At 75.1% G+C, this 19,448-nt stretch carries 20 protein-coding genes; 7 read left to right on the top strand and 13 right to left on the bottom strand.

The genetic code is table 11. From position 1 onward, the window contains the following. Positions 1-626, bottom strand: a 626-nt coding sequence (locus ACI799_RS19850; protein ID WP_456613765.1) for a thiamine pyrophosphate-binding protein, incomplete at its 3' end; no start/stop codon positions are given. A gap of 4 nt (positions 627-630) precedes the next feature. Then, positions 631-942 carry an EthD family reductase gene (locus ACI799_RS19845; protein WP_456613764.1) on the bottom strand — a complete coding sequence of 104 codons (312 nt, stop codon included), beginning with the start codon at positions 940-942 and terminating at the stop codon, positions 631-633. A 199-nt stretch (positions 943-1,141) separates the two neighbouring features. Here ACI799_RS19845 and ACI799_RS19840 point away from each other — a divergent pair, with 199 nt between their 5' ends. After that, complete coding sequence (locus tag ACI799_RS19840) at positions 1,142-1,438, top strand: WXG100 family type VII secretion target (RefSeq protein WP_456613763.1); 297 nt, start codon at positions 1,142-1,144, stop codon at positions 1,436-1,438. Between the two features lie 79 nt (positions 1,439-1,517). Here ACI799_RS19840 and ACI799_RS19835 read toward each other — a convergent pair whose 3' ends face one another. From ACI799_RS19835 to ACI799_RS19820, 4 genes are all read right to left on the bottom strand, one after another. Continuing rightward, entirely contained in the window at positions 1,518-5,870 is a 4,353-nt protein-coding gene (locus ACI799_RS19835) for an FtsK/SpoIIIE domain-containing protein (protein WP_456613762.1), read from the bottom strand. A 93-nt stretch (positions 5,871-5,963) separates the two neighbouring features. Beyond that, the gene (locus ACI799_RS19830; protein WP_456613761.1) at positions 5,964-6,644 is read right to left on the bottom strand and encodes a DUF1028 domain-containing protein; all 681 of its coding nucleotides are present in this window, start codon (positions 6,642-6,644) and stop codon (positions 5,964-5,966) included. A 76-nt stretch (positions 6,645-6,720) separates the two neighbouring features. Further along, entirely contained in the window at positions 6,721-7,656 is a 936-nt protein-coding gene (locus ACI799_RS19825; protein ID WP_456587344.1) for a quinone oxidoreductase family protein, read from the bottom strand. A gap of 85 nt (positions 7,657-7,741) precedes the next feature. After that, positions 7,742-8,941 (bottom strand): acyl-CoA dehydrogenase family protein, encoded by a 1,200-nt coding sequence (locus tag ACI799_RS19820; RefSeq protein WP_456587343.1) that lies wholly within the window; start codon positions 8,939-8,941, stop codon positions 7,742-7,744. A gap of 141 nt (positions 8,942-9,082) precedes the next feature. Between ACI799_RS19820 and ACI799_RS19815 the strand changes: the two genes are divergently transcribed. The 3 genes from ACI799_RS19815 to ACI799_RS19805 all read left to right on the top strand — a co-directional run bounded on the left by ACI799_RS19815 (position 9,083) and on the right by ACI799_RS19805 (position 10,899). After that, a complete protein-coding gene (locus tag ACI799_RS19815) occupies positions 9,083-9,796 on the top strand; it encodes a M23 family metallopeptidase (protein ID WP_456613760.1) in 714 nt (237 codons plus the stop codon). A gap of 9 nt (positions 9,797-9,805) precedes the next feature. Next, entirely contained in the window at positions 9,806-10,177 is a 372-nt protein-coding gene (locus ACI799_RS19810) for a DUF4190 domain-containing protein (RefSeq protein ID WP_456613759.1), read from the top strand. A gap of 77 nt (positions 10,178-10,254) precedes the next feature. After that, entirely contained in the window at positions 10,255-10,899 is a 645-nt protein-coding gene (locus ACI799_RS19805; protein ID WP_456587340.1) for a dihydrofolate reductase family protein, read from the top strand. A 55-nt stretch (positions 10,900-10,954) separates the two neighbouring features. Here the strand turns inward: ACI799_RS19805 and ACI799_RS19800 are convergent, their stop codons facing one another. From ACI799_RS19800 to ACI799_RS19790, 3 genes are all read right to left on the bottom strand, one after another. Continuing rightward, positions 10,955-11,908, bottom strand: a complete 954-nt coding sequence (locus ACI799_RS19800; protein ID WP_456587339.1) for an HpcH/HpaI aldolase/citrate lyase family protein — start codon at positions 11,906-11,908, stop codon at positions 10,955-10,957. Positions 11,909-12,113: 205 nt separating this feature from the next. Next, positions 12,114-12,983, bottom strand: coding sequence for a DMT family transporter (locus ACI799_RS19795; RefSeq protein ID WP_456599686.1), 870 nt, complete (start codon positions 12,981-12,983; stop codon positions 12,114-12,116). A gap of 101 nt (positions 12,984-13,084) precedes the next feature. Then, positions 13,085-13,960 (bottom strand): PhzF family phenazine biosynthesis protein, encoded by an 876-nt coding sequence (locus tag ACI799_RS19790; protein ID WP_456587337.1) that lies wholly within the window; start codon positions 13,958-13,960, stop codon positions 13,085-13,087. A gap of 25 nt (positions 13,961-13,985) precedes the next feature. Between ACI799_RS19790 and ACI799_RS19785 the strand changes: the two genes are divergently transcribed. Then, a complete protein-coding gene (locus tag ACI799_RS19785; RefSeq protein ID WP_456587336.1) occupies positions 13,986-15,224 on the top strand; it encodes a magnesium transporter MgtE N-terminal domain-containing protein in 1,239 nt (412 codons plus the stop codon). After that, positions 15,217-15,735 carry a DUF1003 domain-containing protein gene (locus tag ACI799_RS19780; protein WP_456587335.1) on the top strand — a complete coding sequence of 173 codons (519 nt, stop codon included), beginning with the start codon at positions 15,217-15,219 and terminating at the stop codon, positions 15,733-15,735. Before ACI799_RS19785 ends, ACI799_RS19780 begins: the two co-directional genes overlap by 8 nt. A 6-nt stretch (positions 15,736-15,741) precedes the next feature. Here the strand turns inward: ACI799_RS19780 and ACI799_RS19775 are convergent, their stop codons facing one another. From ACI799_RS19775 to ACI799_RS19760, 4 genes are all read right to left on the bottom strand, one after another. After that, positions 15,742-16,206: a PPC domain-containing DNA-binding protein gene (locus ACI799_RS19775; RefSeq protein WP_456613758.1), complete on the bottom strand. Its 465-nt coding sequence runs from the start codon at positions 16,204-16,206 to the stop codon at positions 15,742-15,744. A gap of 86 nt (positions 16,207-16,292) precedes the next feature. Then, positions 16,293-16,958, bottom strand: a complete 666-nt coding sequence (locus tag ACI799_RS19770; protein ID WP_456587333.1) for a DUF6518 family protein — start codon at positions 16,956-16,958, stop codon at positions 16,293-16,295. Positions 16,959-17,015: 57 nt separating this feature from the next. Continuing rightward, positions 17,016-17,333, bottom strand: coding sequence for an AzlD domain-containing protein (locus ACI799_RS19765; RefSeq protein ID WP_456587332.1), 318 nt, complete (start codon positions 17,331-17,333; stop codon positions 17,016-17,018). After that, positions 17,330-18,022, bottom strand: a complete 693-nt coding sequence (locus tag ACI799_RS19760; RefSeq protein ID WP_456587331.1) for an AzlC family ABC transporter permease — start codon at positions 18,020-18,022, stop codon at positions 17,330-17,332. The genes ACI799_RS19765 and ACI799_RS19760 overlap by 4 nt, the downstream gene beginning before the upstream one ends. Positions 18,023-18,187: 165 nt before the next feature. Between ACI799_RS19760 and ACI799_RS19755 the strand changes: the two genes are divergently transcribed. Beyond that, positions 18,188-19,339, top strand: a complete 1,152-nt coding sequence (locus ACI799_RS19755; protein ID WP_456587330.1) for an Mrp/NBP35 family ATP-binding protein — start codon at positions 18,188-18,190, stop codon at positions 19,337-19,339. The last annotated feature ends 109 nt before the right edge of the window (positions 19,340-19,448 follow it).

Raw genomic sequence — 19,448 nt, 5'->3', positions numbered from 1 at the left:
TTTTTAAACACCACGCCAGAGACCAGCACCCCCCCGGGCGCGGCCGACCGCCCGCCCGTGGCCACCACCTCGACGGGGGCGGGGGCGGGCGGCGGCCCCCCCCCCCCCGGGAGCGGCTCCGCGACGGCGGCGCCCTCCTCCCAGGAGACGTCGGCCGGGAGGATGAGCGTCGCGATGCCACCGGTGGCGACGGCGGCCACCGCCTCGGCGGCGTCGGCGGCGACGTCGGCCGGTGACAGCGACCGGCGCAGCCAGGCCGAGAAGGTCCCGGCGACGGCGTCGATGTCCGACTCCAGCGGGGCGTCGAGGCGCTTGTGCGAACGGGCGTGGTCGCCGACGACGTTGAGCATCGGCGCCGTGCCCCGGCGGGCGTTGTGCAGGTTGGCCAGCCCGTTGCCCATGCCCGGCCCCAGGTGCAGCAGCGTCGCGGCGGGCCGGCCGGTCATCCGCGCCCAGCCGTCGGCCGCGCCGGTGGCCACGCCCTCGAAGAGCGTCAGCACACCGCGCATCTCCGGCACGTCGTCCAGCGCGGCGACGAAGTGCATCTCCGACGTCCCGGGGTTGGCGAAGCAGACGTCGACGCCCGCGCTCACCAGCGTCCGGATGAGCGCCTGTGCACCGTTCACCGGCTCAGCTCGCCTGCTGCACGTCGAAGTGCACGAAGGTGGCGCCGCCGGTGGCGAAGTTGGCGAGGTCCTTGCCGGCCGCCCGCCCCTCGGGCGAGGCCATGGCCTGCCCCATCGCCTCCTCGGAGTCGAAGTCGAGCTCGGCGATCAGGTAGGGCGCGGGCTGCGCCGGGTCCAGCGACACCGGCGTGCCGTAGGTCAGCCGCACCAGGCCGGGCTGCCGCAGCGCCAGGGGCGTGTGCGTCTCCCGGTAGTACGCGTCGAAGGCGGCCGGATCCTCCGGCTGTCCGTAGCTGACCACGAGCCTGTGCACCATTTCCGAGCTCCCTCCGCAGGTCCGACGCCCGCCAGCAAACAGGGCATCGGTCTCCGGCGCGAGTCCGGCAGGCTCCCCGCGCGGGTTGTCCACAGGTTCCCGCGGAGCGGCCCGGCCGACCGGCATCCGTTGTTACGTTCCGCCGCGTATCCGCATCCTCCGGTGCCCGGAGCACCCGGACCTCCCGATTGGACTCACCATGGCGAACGTCAACGTCACCTACCAGCAGATGGAAGACGCGGCCGGCCGGCTCACCAACGGGCGGGTCGAGATCGACGGCATGCTCGGCCAGCTGAAGGGGCTCGTCGACCAGCTCGTAGCCGAGGGCTACGTCACCGACGCCTCCAGCCGCAGCTTCTCCGCCTCCTACGACGAGTTCACCACCGGCGCCCGGAACATGGTCGCAGGCCTCGACGGCATGGCCCAGTACCTGACCCAGGCCGCCGCCACCTTCCGCGACGCCGACGCCCAGCTGGCCGGTGCGCTCGGCCGCTGATCAGCCCACCGCACGACGACGGCCGCCCCGCCCCGCGCGAGGCGGCCGTCGTCGTCCCCGGGCCGCCGTCGCGGTCGGGTCAGGGCGCGGCCGGAGGAGCCGGGACGGCGACGGTCCGCAGCTCGCCGTCGCCCAGGTGGAGCAGCGCGCGACCCGGCCGGAGCGGCCCGCCCACGGCACCGCGCGGGAGGCGCACGCCGATCAAGTCGCCGTCCGTGCTCCCCTGCGGCGACAGCAGCACGCCCTGCCTCGCCTTCCGCGCCTCCACCTGCCAGCCCGACAGGCCGGTGCAGATGCCGTCGGCGTTCCCGGCCAGCACCAGGCCGCAGCCGGGGACGGCGCCGCGCACGACCTCGCGGAACACCTCCCCCGCCGGGCAGTCCCGCAGCACCTCGCCGTCGTCCAGCAGCAGGATCAACGGCCGGCCGGGTACGGAGCGGAGCAGTTCCTGCCAGCGCTCCGCCGGGGCCGCCGGGTCCAGCACGACGTCCAGCACGCCGGGCCGGCCGGCCAGGGCCCGCAGCGGTGAGACCTTCGGCGCGCACACGACGACCGACGTGCCCTGCCGCAGCAGCGACTCGGCCATGACGGCCAGCACCGTGCTCCGGCCCGAGCGCGCCGGCCCGGCGACGACGAACGCGGGCCCCCGCTGGACCAGGTCGGGGCCGGCGGCGGCCAGCTCGTCGCCACCGACGCCGACCAGGGCGAACCCCGCGCCGGCGCCGGCCGGGCGCAGCTCCCAGGCGGCCGCGAAGCCCAGGCGCGCGGGCAGCGCGTCGACCCGGAAGGGGCGGGCCGCCCGCGGCACCATCGCGTCGCGCACGTGCGCCGCCTTCGCGATCTCGGCGAGCGCCGCCGCCTGCCCCTGCCCCGACTCGTCGGGGGCGAGCAGCGCGACCTGCGTCTCGATCGCCCCCTCGACGGTGACCGCCCGCCCGGGCGGCAGCTCCCCGGGCACCTGCCGGCCGGGCACGCCGACCAGCGGGTAGTCGCCCCGGTCCGCGAGCCGCAGCACCAGCCGGCTGTCGGTGAGCGACGACAGCCGGCCGGTGCCCAGCGACCGGTCGCCGGTGACCACCACCGAGATCCCGGCGGAGGCCCCCTCCCGGAGGAGGGTCGTCAGCACGTCGGAGAGCCGGCCGCCGTCGACCTCGCCGAGCGTCGGCGTGAACCCCTCCCAGCGGTCGAGCAGGAGCAGGACGTGCGACAGCCGCTCCCCCGGCGGCACCGATCGGCGCTGCTCGCTCACGTCGGCGAAGCCGCCCTCGGCCAGCACCTGCTGGCGGCGCTCCAGCTCGCGGGCGAGCCGGTCGAGCAGCCGGGTGGCGCGCTCGGTCTGGGTGCGGGTAACCACCGCGCCGCAGTGCGGCAGGTCGGCCAGCGGCAGCAGCGCCCCGTTGCCGCAGTCGAGGGCGTACAGGTGCACGTCGGCGGTCGAGCAGCGCGCGCCGGCGGCCCCGGCCAGGGTGCGCAGCAGCTGCGACCGGCCGCTCTTCGGCGAGCCGACCACCAGCAGGTGCCCGTCGACCGCGGGGTCGAAGGCGGCCACCCGCCGCTCCTGGGTCGCGGGGAGGTCCTGCAGCCCGTAGGGCAGCCAGGTCGCCCGGCCGTCCACCGGGTCCGCCAGGTCGGCGACCAGCACCCGTGCGGGCAGCGCCGGCAGCCACGGGCTGCGCTGCGCGGGCACGCCCTCGGCCTGCGCCGCGCCGCGGACGGCGTCGACGAGCACCGACAGGTCGGTGACCTCGGCGTCGGAGGCCCGGCTCGCCGTCGCCGGCCGCCGCGGTGGCGCGTACCCCAGCTGGTGCCAGCCGAGGGGGACGGCGAACGGCGCCGCCGCGGCCACGGCGCCCTGGCCGGGACGCCGGCCCCCGATGCGGCCCGCCTGGAAGGGCACCAGCGCGCCGTGCCCGAGCCGCGCGAACCCGCGGCCGGGGGCGGACCGGGCGATGCGCGCGGCGTCGGGGGCCTCGAGCACGTCGCTGCTGTCGGCCGCGTCGGTGACGCGCAGCGAGATGCGCAGGTCGGTGTTCGCCCGGATCTCCGGCGAGACGACGCCGCTGGGCCGCTGGGTGGCCAGCAGCAGGTGGATGCCCAGCGACCGCCCGCGCTGGGCGATGCTCACCAGCCCCGCCACGAAGTCGGGCAGCTCCCGCGCCAGCGAGGCGAACTCGTCGATGACGATGAGCAGCCGGGGCAGCGGCGGCGAGCCGGGGTCGCGGGCCTGCAGTTCGACGTAGTCCTCGATGTCCTTGACGCCGGCCGCAGCCAGCCGGTGCTCGCGGTACCTGAGCTCCGCGCCGAGCGAGGTGAGCGCCCGTTCGACGAGGTGGGCGTCGAGGTCGGTGACCATGCCGACGGTGTGCGGCAGGTGCACGCAGTCCTTGAACGCGCTGCCGCCCTTGTAGTCGACCAGCACGAGGTTGAGCGTGTCCGGGCGGTTGGCCACCGCCAGGGACGCGATCATCGTCTGCAGCAGCTCCGACTTCCCCGCGCCGGTGGTCCCGGCGACCAGCCCGTGCGGGCCGTCGGTGCGCAGGTCGAGGGTGAACGGCCCGTGCAGACCCGCGCCGGCCACCACCCGCGTGCTCCGGCCCGCCAGCTGCCAGCGGGCACGCACGCCGTCGACGGTGGGCGGCTCGAGCCCGAGCAGGTCGAGCAGCCGCACGCTGTCGGGCAGGACGGCGTCGTCCTCCTCCGGGCTCACGTCGCGCAACGGGGCAAGCGCCCGGGCCGCGCGTTCGGCCAGCTCCGCGGGCACCGGCTCGGCGAGCACGCCCGGCACCGGGTCGCGGCCGCTGCGCCGGACGACCAACCGCGCCTCCTCGCCCGGGTCGAGGACGGCGGTCGCCGTGGCCGCCTCCGGCAGGAAGCGCTCCTCCTCGTCGGCGCAGACGGCGTACACCCCGACCGCGGGGCCGTCCTGCAGCAGCTGGGCCAGCCCGGGGGTGGCACGCAGCGACCGGAACCCGTGGACGACGAGCACGTGTGCCGGGAAGAACTCCGGGATCACGCGCCCGCCGCCGGCCGTCGCCGAGCGGCGCGTGCGGACGAGCGCCGCCAGCTCCGCGACCCGGGCGGCCACCGTCTCGGTGTCGTTCCCGACGAACGCAACCGGGCCCTCGCCGTCGGCCGGCCGGGCGTGCGGCAGCCAGCGCACCCAGCTCCAGTCCGCCTGGCTGCGCGCGGTGAGCAGCGTGAGCGCCAGGTCGCGCGGCGGGTGGGTGACCGCCAGCTGCAGCACCACCCACCGCAGCAGGCCGGCCAGCGGGGCGGCCGGGCCGGCCAGGCCGACGACACCGGCCTCGCGGAGCGGCACCACGACGGGCGCGGCGTGCACGGTGCGCTGCTGCGGCGGCTCGTCGCGCCCCGACCGGTCGGTGACCACCACGCGGGCGGGCAGGTCGGCCGCGCCCAGCCGCAGGTCGAGGGCGTCGGGGTCGGTGCGGCGCCGCTCCCACAGCCGGCGGTCGGGCAGGACGGCGGTGAGCAGCGCGGTCGCCGGGTCCGGGTGCGCGTCGCGCCGGCGGGCGGTCTCCTCGGCCACGGCGCGGTCGATCCGCGCCCGGGCGCGGGCGAGCTCCCGGGCGTGCTCCTCGTGCGCCCGGCGCTCCTCACGGGCGCCCTGCCGGCGGTCGGCCACGGTGTTGCCGATCATCACCACCGGGCCGGCGACGGCGAACACCAGGTACAGCGGCGAGCGCAGGACGACCGCCAGCACGACGCCGACGAGCAGCGGCACGAGGACCATCACCAGCGGGAACCGGCGGGGCTCCCGCGTCGCCGGCTCCTGCGGCAGCTGGATGCGCACCTCGGGTGCCGAGGGGAGCAGCCGGGGGGCACGGACGAAGGCACGCGCCCCCGGGCCGGCCGGCTCGACGGCGGCGTCGGCGACGGGGGCCGGCTCGACGACCAGCTGGGTGTCACCGAGCTGCACGAGCTGACCGGGGGCCAGCGCCACGTCGTCGTCCTCGGGCACCGGCGCGCCCTCGATCGTGGTGCCGTTGGCCGAGCCGAGGTCGCGCAGCGTCGCGCCGTCCGCGCCGATCCGCAGCACCGCATGCCGGCGGGACATCGCGCGGTCGGTGAAGCCGAACGGACCGCTGCGGCCGAGCTCGTGCTCGCCCATCGGCAGCGCGGCGGCCAGCCCGCTGCACGGGCCGCTGCGTACCCGCAGCTGCCAGCCACGCGGGCCGGCCGGCGCGGCCGCGGGCGCGGTCAGGTGGACGACGGCGCCGTCGACGAGGTCGCTCTCCCCCACCGGCTGCTCGTCGTCGAGCCGGCCGCCGGCGAGCCACAGCCCCGCGGCGGGCAGGCCGGCGACCCGGCCCAGCTCCGCGGCCAGGCGGCCGACCGGCAGGTCGTCGTCCACGTCGACGGCGACGTCGAGCAGCGTGCCGTCGGTCTGCCCGACGCTGACCTGGACGCGCACGCCGGGACCGTAGGCGGACGGCGGCGAACCGGTCCAACGCCGGCTGTGGAAAACCCCCGCCCGCAGGTTCCCCGCCCGGGCGGCGCTCCCCGGTCAGGCCTCCAGCAGGTCGCGGGTGGCCGCGCCCACCGGGTCGCGGCGGGTGGGCAGCCGCTGCACCTCGGGCAGGAAGTCGGTGCGGTACTCCTCGAACAGCTCGCGCAGCCGCAGCGCCGGGTCCTTGTCCGAGTCGACGCGGATGTCCCAGAGGGGGTAGGCCTCCGACCCCAGCACGAGCACGTGCCCGGAGCGGGCGCCCTCCATGTCGGCACCGGTGGACTCGCCGGCCTCCACGGCGAGCACCAGGCGCTCGGCGAGCTCGCGGTCGCGGTGGGCGTGGAACGCCTCGAGGGCGGCCTCGAGCGTGTGCCGGCCGACCAGCCGGTTGCCCGAGACGACCACCGCGTCGTCCTCGATGTGCCCTGACCAGCCGAGGGTGCGCTCCCCGGTCCACGCGGCGGTGCAACCGTTGCGGTCGACGAAGCCGCACTGCCGCACGTCGCGGCCGGGATCCCGGCGGAGCACCTCGTCCAGCGCGGCCGGCGCCTCCAGCCCCTCGGCCATCAGCCGCAGCCCGTCGATGGCGAGGTAGGGGTTCATCGACGCCTGCGACGCGGCGGCGCCGACGCCCGGCGAGGCGTGCCCCACGAGCTTGCCGACACCCATGAGCGCGGTGAGGGCACCGACTCCCAACTCACCGGTGTGCGGGCAGCGGGCCACGATCGAGAAGGTCATGCGGGGATCTCCGTCCGTCGTCGGTCGTCCCGCCGCAGGTGCCCGCCCCGGCCGGCGCTCAACCGGGCCCGCCGCCTCAGAAGGTGAGCACGAGCCGTCCGCGCACGCCCCCCGCCTCCAGCACCCGGTGCGCCTCGGCCGCCTGCTCGGCGGGGAACGTGCGGGCCACCCGAAGGGTCACCGCACCCTCCTCGACCTGCTGGCGGAGCCGGTCCAGCGCCGCCCGGTCCTCGGCGACCTTCCGCACCATGGTCGGGAAAAAGCGCAGGCCGCGCTCGCCGTTGCCGCGGTAGCCGCGCACCGTGGCCACCGCCCCCCCGTCGCGGACGGCGGGCAGCACCTGCTCGTCCTGCACCGATCCGTCGGCCAGCCCGTCGACGCCCTCGGGGAAGTGTTCGCGGATTCGGTCGGCGACGTCGTCCCCGCGCCGGACGACGACGTCGGCGCCCAGCCCCCGTACCAGCTCCTCGTCGGCCTCGGAGGCGTCGGCCACCACGGTCAGCCCGTCGGCCTTCGCCAGCTGCACCACGTAGCCGCCGAAGGCGCCCGCCGCGCCGGTCACCGCGAGCACCTGACCCGGCTGCAGCGCCATGAGGTCCAGGGCGAGCCGGGCGGTGAGCCCGTTCATGGGCAGGGTCGACGCCTCCACGGCGGTCGCCCCGGCCGGCGCGCGGACGACGGAGCCGCCCGGCAGCACCTTGTCCTCGCGGTAGGCGCCGTAGGGCCCGAAGGGCACGACGATCCCCATCGCCAGGTCACCCACGGACAGGTGGTCGACGCCCTCGCCGAGTTCGGTGACGACGCCGGCGACGTCCATCCCCGGCACCCACGGCGGGTTCTTCACCGGGTCGCGCCCGGCGTAGGCGCCGCTGCGGGCGTGGGTGTCGGTCGGGCTCACCGCGGCCGCCTCGACCCGCAGCCGCACCTGGCCCGGACCCAGGGGCTCCGGCTCCACCTCGACGATGTGCAGGACCTCCGGCCCGCCGAACTCGGTCACTCCCGCTGCACGCATGGCTCCTGCATACACGCGCACGCAGGAGTGAACGCGAGAGGCCCAGAACCGAAGTGGTTCTGGGCCTCAGGCGTTCAACGGGTTCTCAGCCCTTGAGCTTGTACTCCTTGAGCAGACCGCGGCTGATGATCGTCTTCTGGATCTCGCTGGTGCCCTCGCCGATGAGCAGGAACGGCGCCTCCCGCATGAGGCGCTCGATCTCGTACTCCTTGGAGTAGCCGTAGCCGCCGTGGATGCGGAAGGACTGCGTGGTGACCTCGGCGCAGTACTCGCTGGCGATCAGCTTGGCCATGCCGGCCTCGACGTCGTTGCGCTTGCCGGCGTCCTTGAGGCGGGCGGCGTTGACCATCATCAGGTGCGCGGCCTCGACCTTGGTGGCCATCTCGGCCAGCTGGAAGGCGATCGCCTGGTGCTGCGCGATCGGCTTGCCGAAGGTCTCCCGCTGCTGGGCGTAGGCGACGGCGAGCTCGAAGGCCCGGATCGAGATGCCGCAGGCGCGGGCGGCGACGTTGACCCGGCCGACCTCGACGCCGTCCATCATCTGGGCGAAGCCACGGCCCGGCTCGCCGCCGAGGATGTCGGTGGCCTCCGCCCGGTAGCCGTCGAACACCAGCTCGGTGGTGTCGACACCCTTGTAGCCCATCTTGTCGATCTTGCCGGGGATGGTGAGCCCGGGCTTGACCTCGCCGAACCCGGCCGGCTTCTCGACCAGGAACGTCGTCAGGTTCTGGTGGGCCTTCTCGGCGCCCTCGTCGGTGCGCACCAGCGCCGCGACCAGGGTGGAGCTGCCGCCGTTGGTCAGCCACATCTTCTGGCCGTCGATGACGTAGCCGCCGTCGGCCTGCTTCACGGCCTTGGTGCGGATGCCGGCGACGTCGGAGCCCAGCCCCGGCTCGGACATCGAGAAGGCGCCGCGCACCTCGCCGGTGGCCATGCGGGGCAGGTAGTACTCCTTCTGCTCCTGCGTGCCGTGCTGCTTGAGCATGTACGCCACGATGAAGTGGGTGTTGATGACGCCGGAGACGCTCATCCAGCCGCGGGCGATCTCCTCGACCACCAGCGCGTAGGTGAGCAGCGACTCGCCGAGGCCGCCGTACTCCTCGGGGATCATCAGCCCGAAGATGCCCAGCTCCTTGAGCCCGTCGACGATCTCCTGCGGGTAGACGTCGCCGTGCTCGAGCTCCTGCGCGTTCGGGATGATCTCGCGGTCGACGAAGCTCCTGACCGTCGACAGGATCTCGCGCTGGATGTCGGTCAGATCAGCGGTCTGGGCCAAGCGGGTCACAGGTTCGCTCCTCGGGGACTCCGGTGTCCGGGTTACCGGTGAGTATGGGGCACCCGGTCCCCGGGCTCTGCGTGCGCTCGGTCACTCCCGCGCGCGGCGGACCGGCGCGCGCGACCCGCCCCGGCCCCTAGGCTCGGCGGCATGCGCGAGGCATCGGCGCCGGTGGGCGGACCGCCCGAGGTGGAGCTCGCCCTGCCGTTCCGCGGCCGCTGGCTGACGCAGAACAGCCCGGCGCGGCGGGTGCCGTCCCACGGCGTGGACGTGCTCGGCGAGCGGTACGCCGTCGACTTCGTCCCCGTCGACGACCGGCACCGGACGGCCGCTACCCGCGACTGGCGCACGCTCCTGGCCGTCGAACCGCCGGAGCGCTTCGTGGGTTTCCACCGGCCGGTCCTCGCCCCGGCCGGTGGCGTCGTCGTCCACGTGCACGACGGCGAGCCCGACCACGGGGCGCGCCGCTCCCAGCTCGCCCTGCTCGGCTACGCGCTGGGCCAGGCCGGGCGGCTGCGCCAGGGGGTTCCCGCCGTGGCGGGCAACCACGTCGTCATCGCGCTGCCGGCGCCCGGCCGGTTCGTCGCGCTGGCCCACCTGCGATCCGGTTCGCTCCGCGTCTCGGTGGGTGATGCGGTCCACCCCGGACAGCACCTGGCCGGGTGCGGCAACTCCGGCAACTCGACCCAGCCGCACCTGCACCTGCAGGCCATGGACAGCGCCGACCTGACCGTCGCCCACGGGCTCCCGATCGCGTTCACCCGCTTCCGGGAGTGGCCGCGCGGCGGAGCGCCGCGGAGCCGGGAGCGGGGGATGCCGGGCGAGGGCGCGGTGGTCGAGCCGGAGGAGACCGAGGCGGGCTAGCGTGCGGCGGTGACCTACCGTGACGACCCGCCGCAGGGCGGCTACGGCCCCCCGCCGGGATACGGCCCGCCCCCCGGCTACGGGGAGCCCTACGGTCCGCCCGGCTACGGCCCCCCGCCGGGATACGGCCCGCCGCAGTGGGGCCGGCCGACGAACACCCTGGCGATCCTCGCCCTGGTCATGGCGTTCGTCTTCGCGCCCGTCGGGCTGGTGCTCGGCATCATCGCCCGCCGGCAGATCCGCGAGACCGGCGAGGAGGGTGCCGGCCTGGCGCTGGCCGGGATCATCGTCGGCGGCCTGGTCACCGGCTTCTTCGTGCTCATGATCGTGCTCTGGATCGTCGCGTTCGCGGCGCTGACCAGCACCGGCTTCGGCCCCTGATCGCCGCTCGCCGTTGGCGGCGATGAGTTCCGGGCGCTCCAGCGGTCCCCCCTCCACCGACGACGAGAGGGGCAACGGTGGCTCAACTGCTCAGGGTGCAGAACTTCACGGTCTCCAGCGACGGCTTCGGCGCCGGCGAGGGGCAGAGCCTCGAGCGGCCGTTCGGCCACGCCGACCCCGGCGAGCTGATGGCCTGGGCCCTCGCCACGGCGAGCTTCCCGAACCGCTCCGAACCCGGGGGCAGCCGCGGGCTCGACGACTACTTCACCCGCGACTTTGCCCACGGCATCGGCGCGGAGATCATGGGCCGCAACAAGTTCAGCCCGCACCGCGGGCCGTGGCGCGACCTCGACTGGCAGGGCTGGTGGGGCGCCGAACCGCCGTTCCACACGCCCGTGTTCGTGATGACCCACCACGTCCGTCCCTCGTTCACGCTCTCGGACACCACGTTCCACTTCGTGGACGCCGACCCCGGGACGGTGCTCGCGCAGGCGCGTGCGGCCGCCCAGGGCAAGGACGTGCGGCTCGGTGGCGGCGCCACCGTCATCCGGGAGTTCCTCGCCGCCGACCTCGTCGACACCCTGCACGTGGCCGTCTCGCCGGTGCAGCTCGGCTCCGGCGTCCGGCTGTGGGAGTCGCCGGACGAGCTACTCGACCGCTTCCACCGCGACGTCGTGCCGAGCCCGAGCGGCGTGACCCACCACCTGTTCTGGCGGAGGTAGCGAGAACGACGAACGGCGGCCCCGGACCGCTCCGGAGCCGCCGCGTCGTGGCGTCTCAGTCCTCGGGGGGCGTGAAGGACGACGTCCGGGACATGCCCGCGGCGCGGCCCTTGCCGGCGATGACCAGCGCCATCTTGCGGCTGGCCTCGTCGATCATCTCGTCGCCGAGCATCGCCGAGCCCTTCTTGCCGCCGGCCTCCGACGTGTACCAGTCGTAGGCATCGAGGATCAGCTCGGCGTGGTCGTAGTCCTCCTGCGACGGCGCGTAGATCTCGTTGGCGGCGTCGATCTGGCCGGGGTGCAGCACCCACTTGCCGTCGAAGCCGAGGACGGCCGACCGCTTCGCGACCTCCTCGAACGCCGGCACGTCGCGCACCTGCAGGAACGGGCCGTCGATGGCCTGCACGCCACGGGCGCGGGCGGCCATGAGGATCTGCATGAGGATGTAGTGGAAGGGGTCACCCGGGTAGTCCGGGTGCAGGGCGCCGACCACCAGCGACTTCATGTTGATGCTGGCCATGAAGTCGGCCGGGCCGAAGATGATCGTCTCGATGCGCTCGCTGGCGAACGCGATGTCGTTGACGTTGATCAGGCCCTGCGCCGTCTCGATCTGCGCCTCGATGCCGATGCGCCCGACGGGCAGCCCGTTGGTCTTCTCGATCTGGGTGAGCAGGATGTCCAGCGCGCGCACCTGGGCGGCGTCGACGACCTTCGGCAGCATGATGCAGTCGAGGTTCGCGCCGGCGCCCTCGACGACCTCGATGACGTCGCGGTAGGTCCACTCCGTCGTCCAGTCGTTGACCCGGACGGTGCGGATCTTGTCGCCCCAGCCGCCCTCGTTCAGCGCCGCGACGATGTTCTTGCGGGCGCCGGGCTTGGCCAGCGGCGCGCACGCGTCCTCCAGGTCGAGGAACACCTGGTCGGCGGGGAGGCCCTTGGCCTTCTCCAGGAACCGGGGGTTGCTGCCCGGGACGGCCAGGTTGGAACGACGGGATCGGAGCTCGGCCACGGTGCCTCCGCGTGTGGGTCGGAAAGTTCGGCTACCGGAGGGTAGCGACGGCGTCGCACGCCCGCGCTGCCGCGTTGATCATCGGCCGTCGGCCCCGTCGCAGGGGCCCGCCACGAGCCTGCGAGTGGTCGGGAGGCCTCGGTGCCGGGTCCAGCCGCGAGCCTGCGAGTGGCGGGGGGACCGAGGTCCTTCTGGGGGTCCTTGCTCAGGTGGCGGGCTCGACCAGGGTCGCCGGACGTCCGGCCCGCACCACCAGCGCCACCCCGGCCACCACCAGTACGACCCCGGGCAGCGCCAGCAGCGGCGGCACCTGGCCGAGGAGGACGAGCGCGAACAGCAGCGCGCCGGGCACCTCGAGCAGGACGGCGAGGCTCACCACGGTCGGGCCCACCGACGAGAGCACCAGGTTGAGCAGCGTGTGCCCGAACAGCTGCGCGGAGACGGTGATGCCCGCGATCAGCCACCAGTCCCGGGCCTCGAACCCGCCCAGCGGTGCGTCGACGACCAGCGCGGCGACCGCGATCACCACGGCGCACACGGAGTAGCAGACGACGGCGTAGGCCGAGGTCGCCAGCCGCCGCCGGGCGCGCGCCCCGGCCAGGACGTACCCGCCGGCGCAGATCGCCCCGAGCAGGGCCAGCGCATCGCCCGCGAGCGCCTCGGCGCTCACCGTGACGTCCACGCCCACGATCAGCACGACGCCGGCGAACGCGAGGAGCAGCCCCCACCAGACCGCGGCCGGCAGCCGCACCCCCGAGATCCGGGCCGCGAGCGCCGTCCAGATCGGCGTGGTGGTGACCAGCGCGACCGAGGCGGCCACCGTCGTCATCGACAGGCTCGGCAGCCACGCGGCGAAGTGCGCCGCGAGGAAGAGCCCCGCGACCACCGAGCTGCGCAGGTCACGCGCCCGCAGGCCGGCCAGCGTGGCCCGCTCGCGGGTGAGCAGCACGGGCACGAGCGCGGCCGCGCCCGCTGCGTTGCGCCAGAACGCCAGCGCCAGCATCGGCGCGGTGACCATCGCGGTCAGCGGCGCCGACAGCGAGACCCCCACGACCGCGAGGGAGAGCAGGCCCACGTCCCGGCTCCCGGGTCGGTGCAGCGCCCAGGCGGAGGACGCGTGGCCTTCCTGCAGCGCCCCACCGCGAGCGGGCGAGTGGCGGGGCGCAGGAGGGCCCTTCACCAGGACGGCACCCGGATACGGCCGCTCGCCACCGGGACGACGGCACCGCGCACGGTGGTCGCGACCGCCCGCCCGCCGGCCGCGGTGACGGTGCACCCGAGGACCGACGGGCGCCCCATCCGCTCGCCCTGCCGCACGGTGAACGACGTCGTCCCCTCCCCGGCCACCAGACCGCTCTCGACCAGCCACACCCCCGCGCCCAGCGCGGCGGAGCCGGTGGCCGGGTCCTCGCCCCAGTTCAGGTCGCGGGCGAAGACGCGCGCGCGGGCGGTCGCGGTCGCGCCGTCCCAGGAGAGCACCGACACGCCCTCACCGACGTCGAGCCCGGCGAGCGCGGCCCGGTCGGGGTCGGCCCGGTCGACGGCGTCGGGGCACACGGACAGGTAGCCGAAGGGCAGGCCGCAGCCGGCGACGTCCGAGGGAACCCCGGTGACGTCGGCCTCGTCCAGCCCGAGCGCAGCGGCCAGCACAGCCGGCGCGGGTCCGTCCTGGAGCGTCGGCCGGCCACCGGAGAGGGTCGCGCCGCCGTCGTCGACCACCACGTCGAGCACCCCGGCACCGCACTCCTGGCGCAGCGTCCCCGCCGGCAGCCGCCCGGTGCGGACCAGGGTGTGCGCCGCGCCGACGCTCGGATGGCCCGCGAAGGGCAGCTCGGCGTAGGGCGTGAAGATCCGCACCCGGTAGTCGGCGCCGGGCTCCGTGGGGGCGCACAGGAACGACGTCTCCGAGAGCTGGAACTCGTTCGCCAGGGCCTGGCACTGCTGCGTCGTGAGCTCGTCGGCGGCGAAGACCACCGCCAGCGGGTTCCCGGCGAACGCCCGCGGGGCGAACACGTCGACGACCTCGTACTCCAGCGCAACCGGGGCAGTCACGGCGCCGACGGTAGCCTTCCGATCCGTGACGACGGCGACCAGGGCGTACGTCTCCCGGCTTGCCGGGCTGACCGTCTTCGACCCCAACGGCGACCGGGTCGGGAAGGTCCGCGACGTCGTCGTCGGGCTCCGGGTGGGCACCGCCTGCCCCCGCGTCCTCGGCCTCGTGGTCGAGGTGGTCGCCCGGCGGCGGATCTTCGTGCCGATGGGCCGGGTGACGGCGCTGGACCCGGGAGCGGTGATGCTCGCGTCGGGCACCCTCAACCTCAAGCGGTTCGAGCAGCGGGGCGGCGAGACCCTCGTGCTCGGCGAGCTGCTCGACCGGCAGGTGACGATCAACGAGTCCGGCCGCCCGGCCACGGTCGTCGACGCCGGCATGGAGCAGACCCGCACCGGCGACTGGCTGCTGTCCCGGGTCGCCGTCCAGGAGCCCGGTCGCATCGGCCGGCGCGGGCAGCTGCACCAGCTCGAGTGGGGCGAGGTCACCGGGCTGGCGCTCTCGCCGGCCGGGCAGGGCGCCGAGACGCTGATCGCCACCTACCGGGAGCTGAACGCAGCGGACATGGCGCACGCGCTCCAGGAGCTCCCGATCAAACGCCGGCACGAGGTCGCCGAGGCCATGGACGACGTGCGGCTGGCCGACGTCCTGGGCGAGCTCCCCGAGGCCGAACAGATCACCATCCTCGGCACGCTGGAGGAGGGCCGCGCGGCCGACGTCCTGGAGGAGATGGACCCCGACGACGCCGCGGACCTGCTCTCCGAGCTGCACCACGTCGACCGCGACCGGCTGCTCGAGCTGATGGAGCCCGACGAGGCCGAGTCGGTGCGCCAGCTGCTCAAGTACTCGGAGGACACCGCCGGCGGCATCATGACCAGCGAGCCGGTCATCCTCTCCCCCGACGCCACCGTCGCCGAGGCGCTGGCCCGGGTGCGGCAGGAGGAGATCACCCCCTCGCTGGCCAGCCAGGTGTACGTCTGCCGCCCGCCGTCGGCCACGCCGACCGGGCGGTACCTGGGGCTCGCGCACATCCAGCGGCTGCTGCGCGAGCCACCCTCGACCCTGGTGAGCGGCGTGCTCGACGACCTGGAGCCGCTCAGGCCGGAGGCGCCGCTCGCCGAGGTCACCCGCTACTTCGCCACCTACAACCTGGTCGCCGCGCCGGTGGTCGACGCGCAGGGCCGGCTGGTCGGCGCGGTGAGCGTCGACGACGTCCTCGACCACCTGCTTCCCGATGACTGGCGGGAGCGGGCGCGCCGTGGCTGACACGCCCCGGCTGGACGTCCCGCGCGGCGGCGCCCGCCGGTTCGGCAGCTTCCTGCGGCTCAACCCCGACGCGGTCGGGCAATTCGCCGAGGGCATCGCGCGCTTCCTGGGGACGGGGCGGTTCCTGGCCGTCCAGACGATCCTCGTCGTCGTCTGGATCTCGCTGAACGTCTTCGCCGTCCAGCTGCGCTGGGACCCGTACCCGTTCATCCTGCTCAACCTGGCGTTCTCGACCCAGGCCGCGTACGCCGCCCCGCTCATCCTGCTGGCGCAGAACCGGCAGGCCGACCGCGATCGCGTGCAGGCCGAGGAGGACCGCGCCCGGGCGGCGCAGAACCGCGCCGACACCGAGTACCTGGCCCGCGAGCTGGCCGCGCTCCGCGTGGCCGTCGGCGAGCTGGCCACCCGGGACTTCATCCGCGGCGAGCTCAACCGGCTGGTGCCGGACGAGGGCGAGGACCGGGAGCGGCGCGACAAGAAGGGCAAGCGGAAGCGCGACCCGGTCGCCTGAGCCCGCTCAGTGCTCGGCGCGGTCCAGGTCGATCAGCGCCAGCCCGATCTCCGGGCGCATGGTCTTGCGCAGCTGCGCCGGGCTCTCCCGGACCACCACCTCCAGCGTGGGCCACACCTCGCCCTCGAGCAGGTGGCCGCCGCGCGTGGTGGCGTCGGGCAGGCCGAGGACGGCGTGCAGGTGCAGCGCCGGGTTCCCGTCGGTGCCCAGGGCGACGTCGCCGATCAGCGAGAGCACCTCGCACTGCTGGCCGACGGTGACCCGCCGGTAGTCGCTGGTCTGCCGGTCGAACCAGCCGACCACCGCGCGCCGGAACGCGCCGACGGCGGTGACCTGGGCGGCGGAGAGCCGCTCCTCCCGGGCGAACGAGGTCAGCGCCGCCACCGCCTCGTCCCCCTCGTCGAGGATCACGACGTAGGTGCGCTCGCGTTCCGCACTCGTTCCCGGGGTGGTGATCTCGCGGTACTGCACGGGGTCCCTCCGATCGTCGGGGTCGGGCACCCGCTGCCGTGCCCCCCGATCGGCCCCCCAATCCCCGGACGACCCCGTGCCGCCGGTCAGCGGACGAGGCCGGTCCCGTACAGGCGGTCGAGCAGCTCCTGCGCCAGCCAGGCCATGGGGAGCAGCAGTCCCAGCGCCCACAGCCGGGTGCTGCGCCGGCGGGGCAGCAGCAGGACGACGACCAGGACGACGACGACCTCCACGACCGCCTGCACCGGGTGCAGCACCACGTCGCTGCCCGTCCGATCCAGCCAGAAGCCGCGGAGCGCGCCGTTCGCCAGGGCCGTCCCCGCGGCCAGCGCGAGCAGCGCCCCGGCCAGCGGACCCGGCCGGCGGGAGGCCCACCAGCAGACCGCCGCGAACACCGCCACCGCGGTGGCCGCGAGCAGCAGCCAGGCGGCGATCAGCCCGGGGTCGTAGCCGAAGCCGAGCACGAGGACCGCCCAGCCGTAGTAGGCGGCGGTCATCGCGGCGAAGAAGACGGCCGCACGGACCGCGGCCGACGCGACGCCGGGCGCGAACCGCCCGATCAGCGCCACCACGAGCACCCAGGCCGCCGGGTAGGTGCCGAGATCGGCGGCCCACCGCCACCCCGACTCGTCGCCGAGCTTGGCCGCCACGCCGGCGACCCCGCCCAGGACGGCGAGACCGGCGAGCCGCAGAAACGCCTCCCGCCGGGCGGCCGCCCGCCCCGGCGTCGCAGCCTCGGTCAGCTCTGTCACCCCGCGATCCTGGCCGAGGGGCGGGTGAGCTGCGGTTCCGGCGCGCCGCGGTACCGGTCAGCCGGTGACGACGTGCACGAGCGCCCCGGCCGCCCCCGCGAGCACCAGCACCACGATGAACGGCGCCCGCAGCGCCAGGGCCAGGGCAGCGACGGCCAGCCCGGCCAGCCGCCCGTCGAGCACGAGCCGGTCGCCGCTGGTGAGGGCCTGCACCACCACGAGGGCGGCCAGCAGCGCGGCGGGCACGAAGTCGACGACCCGCGCGACCCACGGCTGCTCCACCCACGCCGCCGGCACCGACAGGCCGGCCAGCTTCAGCAGGTAGCAGCCGGCCGAGGCCACCAGGACCGCCGTCCACACCGCGGTAGCGCTCATGCCGGGCGGACCTCCGACCGCGGCCGGCCGGCGAGCGCGACCGCCACCACCGCGGCGACGACCTGCACGCCGGCGGGCACGAACGGCGTCAGGGCCAGCGCCACCACCGCTCCCCCGAGGGCGACGCGGCGCTGGACCTGCGCCTCCGGGAAGCCCGCGCGCAGCCGGGGCCACAGCAGCGCGAGGAAGGCCGCGGGAACGACGGCGTCCAGCGCCGCCTCCGCCGCCCCGCCGAGCTCCGAGGCGCCGAGCACGCCGATCAGCGTCGTGACGTTCCAGCCGAGGTAGATGGTGGCGCCGGTGGCCCAGAACGCCAGCCGGCCCAGCTCGCGGTCGGGCGCGGCCACGGCCATCGCCGTCGTCTCGTCGATCACCCAGTGCGCCGCACCGGCCCGCCGGGCCGGTCCCCGGGGCGCCAGCAGCGGGGCCATGCGGACGCCGTAGACGGTGTTGCGCGTGCCGAGCAGCAGCGCGCTGCCCGCGGCCGCCGCCGCACTCCCGCCGGCCCCCAGGACGCCGACGAGCGCGAACTGCGACGCGCCGGTGAACATCAGCGCCGAGAGGGTCATCGCCTGCCAGACGTCCAGCCCGGCCGCGTCGGCGGCGGCTCCGAAGGCGATGCCGTACAGCCCGACCGCGAGGCCCAGCCCCACGGCGTCGCGCAGGGTCTGGGAGCGGTCGGCCGGCACGACCCCGACCCTAGGACGCGGCCGGCTGCGCGGTAGATCACCCTCCGCCGGGCAGGCCGGGCCGCCACCCGCCGTACAGTGGCAGGCGACCGATCGCGCAGGTCGCCGCTTCTGGCCGCAGACCGCCGGACGCCGGTCCCCCGTCGAAGGAGACAGACGAACACCATGTCCGACCAGCTGACCGGCACCCCGGCGCTCGACGCCGTCAACGCCGCTCTGGCCACCGTCCAGGACCCGGAGATCAACCGCCCGCTCACCGAGCTCGGCATGGTCAAGGACGTGCGGATCGGGCCCGACGGCTCGGTCGACGTCGAGGTGTACCTGACCGTCGCCGGCTGCCCGATGCGGGAGACGATCACCAACCGGGTCACCGCCGCCGTCGGCGCCGTCCCCGGCGTGACCTCGGTGCAGGTCGCCCTCGACGTGATGAGCGACGAGCAGCGCGCCGAGCTGCGCAAGACCGTGCGCGGCACCGACGCCGCGGACCCGGTGATCCCCTTCGCCCAGCCCGGCTCGCTCACCCGCGTCTACGCCGTCGCCTCGGGCAAGGGCGGCGTCGGCAAGTCCAGCGTCACCGTGAACCTCGCCGCGGCCCTGGCCAAGCGCGGGCTGTCGGTCGGCGTCGTGGACGCCGACATCTACGGCCACTCCGTGCCGCGCATGCTCGGGGTCGACGACAAGCCCACCCAGGTCGACAACATGATCATGCCGCCGCAGTCGATGGGCGTGAAGGTCATCTCGATCGGCATGTTCACCCCGGGCAACACCCCGGTCGTGTGGCGCGGGCCGATGCTGCACCGCGCGCTGCAGCAGTTCCTCGCCGACGTGTGGTGGGGCGACCTCGACGTCCTGCTGCTGGACCTCCCCCCGGGCACCGGTGACGTCGCGATCTCCATCGCGCAGCTCCTGCCCAACGCCGAGATCCTCGTCGTCACCACCCCGCAGCTGGCCGCGGCCGAGGTGGCCGAGCGCGCCGGTGCGATCGCCACGCAGACCCACCAGCAGGTCGTCGGCGTCATCGAGAACATGAGCTGGATGGAGCTCCCCGACGGCTCGCGCGTCGAGGTCTTCGGCTCCGGCGGAGGGCAGACGGTCAGCGACGCGCTCACCCGCACCCTCGGTGCGCGCGTCCCGCTGCTGGGTCAGATCCCGCTGGACACCCGGCTCCGGGAGGCCGGCGACGCCGGTGCGCCGATCGTCCTCGCCGACCCCGAGACCCCGGCCGCCAAGGCGCTGGAGAAGATCGCCGACGGGCTCGCCGTCCGCCAGCGCGGGCTCTCCGGGATGAGCCTCGGGCTCACCCCCGTCAAGCACTGAGCTGAGCCACCCGCTCTGGGGGTGTTCCTCCCGCTGTCGGCGTCCTTCAGGAGTCCAGCAGCGGGAGGAACACCCCCAGAGTCGTGGCAGGGGTCGTCCTGCGCCGCCC

Source organism: Blastococcus sp. SYSU DS0753 (assembly GCF_054051175.1).
This window is presented reverse-complemented; position numbering and strand designations above follow the sequence as displayed.